The organism is Falsiroseomonas oryzae, assembly GCF_027856955.1.
Lineage (GTDB): Bacteria > Pseudomonadota > Alphaproteobacteria > Acetobacterales > Acetobacteraceae > Falsiroseomonas > Falsiroseomonas oryzae.
Map to the genome: position 1 here is coordinate 1 of NZ_JAPSMD010000563.1, position 2,931 is coordinate 2,931.

The 2,931-nt window shown below is 73.0% G+C and carries 2 protein-coding genes and 2 pseudogenes; all 4 read left to right on the forward strand.

Translation table 11 applies throughout. The features are described from left to right. A pseudogene (locus tag OZN99_RS28865) lies at positions 1 to 393 on the forward strand (hypothetical protein); the annotation flags it as partial. Then, complete coding sequence (gene tolB / locus OZN99_RS28870; RefSeq protein ID WP_270938668.1) at positions 390 to 1,766, forward strand: Tol-Pal system beta propeller repeat protein TolB; 1,377 nt, start codon at positions 390 to 392, stop codon at positions 1,764 to 1,766. The pseudogene OZN99_RS28865 and the gene tolB, both read left to right, overlap by 4 nt. Positions 1,767 to 1,892: 126 nt before the next feature. Continuing rightward, positions 1,893 to 2,369 (forward strand): peptidoglycan-associated lipoprotein Pal, encoded by a 477-nt coding sequence (pal, locus tag OZN99_RS28875; RefSeq protein WP_270938669.1) that lies wholly within the window; start codon positions 1,893 to 1,895, stop codon positions 2,367 to 2,369. 112 nt (positions 2,370 to 2,481) lie between these two features. Further along, positions 2,482 to 2,931 (forward strand): annotated as a pseudogene (locus OZN99_RS28880) (tetratricopeptide repeat protein); the annotation flags it as partial.

Genomic DNA, 2,931 nt, shown 5'->3' on the forward strand with positions numbered 1-2,931 from the left:
CAGCAGCAGCCGCCCACCGCGCGGCCGAACCCGCAGGCCGGCCGGCCGGCCGCCGGCGGCGGCGCGCCCTCCGGCACCGCGCAGCTGACACAGGGCGAGATCCGCGGCCTGGCCGACCAGGTGGCGGAGTGCTGGAGCGTGGATGCCGGGATGCTCGGCCTGTCCGAGATCGTGGTGGAGCTGCGCGTGCAGCTCGACGGCCAGGGCAATGTGCGCAACGTCGTCCCGGGCGACCGCGGCATGCCGAGCGACCCGCGCGCACGCTCGGTTTACGAATCGGCGCGCCGCGCGCTCTTGTCGCCGCAGTGCAACCCGCTCAGGGTCCCGGCCGACAAGATCCAGACCGTCATGGCCTCAACCTTCCGCTTCAACCCGAGGGGTCTCGTTCGATGAGCCTTCGCGCGCCCTTCACCATCACCCGTCGCCACGCGCTGTTCGGCGCCGGCGCGGCGATGGTCGCCCCCGGCATCCTCGCCTGGCCGCTGCTGCCGAAGCAGGCGCAGGCGCAGGGCGCCGTGATCGACATCACGCGCGCCCGCACCGAGCCGATCCCGATCGCCATTCCCGCGATGGCCGGCGGCAGCCCGGAGGCGCAGCGCTTCGGGCGCGACATCGCCAACGTGATCCAGACCAACCTGCGTAATTCCGGGCTGTTCCGCCCGGTGGAGCGGCAGGCCTTCATCCAGACCCCGGAAGCCGCGGCCGCCGCGCCGCGCGCGCAGGACTGGCGCGTGATCGGCGCGCAGGCGCTGACCACGGGCCGCGTGGACGCGCAGGGCGATCGCCTCCGCGTCGAGTTCCGGCTGTGGGACGTGCTGGCCGAGCAGCAGCTGCAGGGCACCGCCTTCAGCGCGCCCGCCGCGCAGTGGCGCCGCATCGCCCACCTGATCAGCGACGTGATCTACGAGCGGATGCTCGGCGAGAAGGGCTATTTCGACACGCAGATCGTCTACATCGCCGAAAGCGGCCCGCGCGACCGCCGCACCCGGCGGCTCGCCATCATGGACCAGGACGGCGAGAACCATCGCTTCCTGACCGACGGCAGCTTCCAGGCGCTGACGCCGCGCTTCCACCCGAATGCGCGCCAGATCGCCTTCATGAGCTATTTCCGCAACGAGCCGCGCGTCTACCTGTTCAACCTCGACACCGGGCAGCAGCAGGTGCTGGGCAGCTTCGGCGGCATGACCTTCAGCCCGCGCTTCGCGCCCGACGGGCGCAGCGTGATCCTCTCCGCCTCGCGCGGCGGGGACGCGAACATCTTCTCCGTGGACCTCGCGACGCGGCGGGAACGGCAACTGACCTCCGGCGGCGCGCTTGATGTGTCGCCCTGCTACTCGCCGGACGGGAGGCAGATCGTCTTCAACTCCGACCGCGGCGGCGACCAGCAGCTCTACGTCATGGGGGCGGACGGTTCGGGCGTGCGGCGCATTTCCTTCGGCAACGGGCGCTACGCCACGCCGGTCTGGTCGCCGCGCGGCGACCTGATCGCCTTCACCCGGATCAGCGGCGGGCAGTTCGCGATCGGCGTGATGCGTCCGGACGGCAGCGGCGAGCGGATCCTGTCCGAGGGCTGGTCGATGGAAGGCCCGACCTTCGCGCCGAACGGCCGCGTCCTCGCCTTCTACCGCGAGACGCAGGCGCGCGACGCGCGGGGCGGCGGCTATTCCTCGCGCCTCGCGCAGATCGACATCGCCGGCTTCAACGAGCGCCAGATGGTGACGCCGACGGATGCGAGCGATCCGTCCTGGTCGCCGCTGCTGTCCTGACCGGCGACGTCGCGCAGCGCCGCAGGCCGGCGCTGCCTTGATGGTGCCGCACGCCTTGTTGACGTTGTCGGTGCGCGCGGGTAACGCCCGCCCACGCTCAGACCAGGTGAAGGGACCGACATCGCAATGAACACCCGTATCCTCGGCGCACTCGCCGCGCTCGCCCTGCTCGGCGCCTGCTCCAGCACGGACCAGAACGCGGCGGCCAGCGGTGCCGGCTCCGCTGCCACCTCTGCCGGTCCGCGACCCGGCAGCCAGGAGGATCTGGTGGCCAATGTCGGCGACCGCGTGTTCTTCGACACCGACCGCAGCAACATCCGCGCCGACCAGCGCGGCACGCTGGACCGCCAGGCGCAGTGGCTCGGCCGCTACCCGCAGGTGCAGGTCACCGTGGAAGGCCATGCCGACGAGCGCGGCACGCGCGAGTACAACCTCGCCCTCGGCCAGCGCCGCGCGAATGCGGCGCGCGACGTGCTGGTGGCCGGCGGCGTCGCGCCGGCGCGCATCTCGACCATCTCCTACGGCAAGGACCGCCCGGCGGCGCTCGGCTCCAACGAGCAGGCCTGGGCAGAGAACCGCCGCGCCGTGACGGTGGTGCGCTGAGGCGTTCCCGGTGCGGCGCGTCCGGGGAACCGGACACGGCGCCGCCGGCTTCTGCAACGGATGCGCCCGCCGCGTCCGGTGGCGTGCGTGTCGCATGATGGGGAGGGTGGCCATGCGGCGCCTCGGCGTCGTGATCGTCCTGATCCTGGCCGGCCTGCCCGGGCCCTCCCGCGCGCAGATCGACAGCCGCGAGGGTATCGCGCTGCAGAACCAGATCCTGCAGCTCCGCCAGGAGCTGGAGGCGCTGCGCCGCGGCGGCCTGGCCCCGCCGCAGTCGCAGGGCGGCAGCGTGCTCGGCTTCGGCGGGTCCGGCAGCCAGCGTCCGGCCGGCTCGCCGCAGGGCGAGCTGGTGGGCACTCTGCTGGAGCGCGTGCAGCGGCTGGAGGAGGAGCTGCGCAGCGTGCGTGGCCGCGCCGAGCAGTCGGAGTTCCGCGAGCGGCAGCTGCGCGAGCGCCTGGAGAAGCTGGAGGGCGACCTCGACTTCCGCCTTCAGCAGCTGGAAGGGCAGAGGCAGGGCTCCGCGACGCCGCCCGCGGCGCGGCCCGCCGTGCCGTCCGCCGCT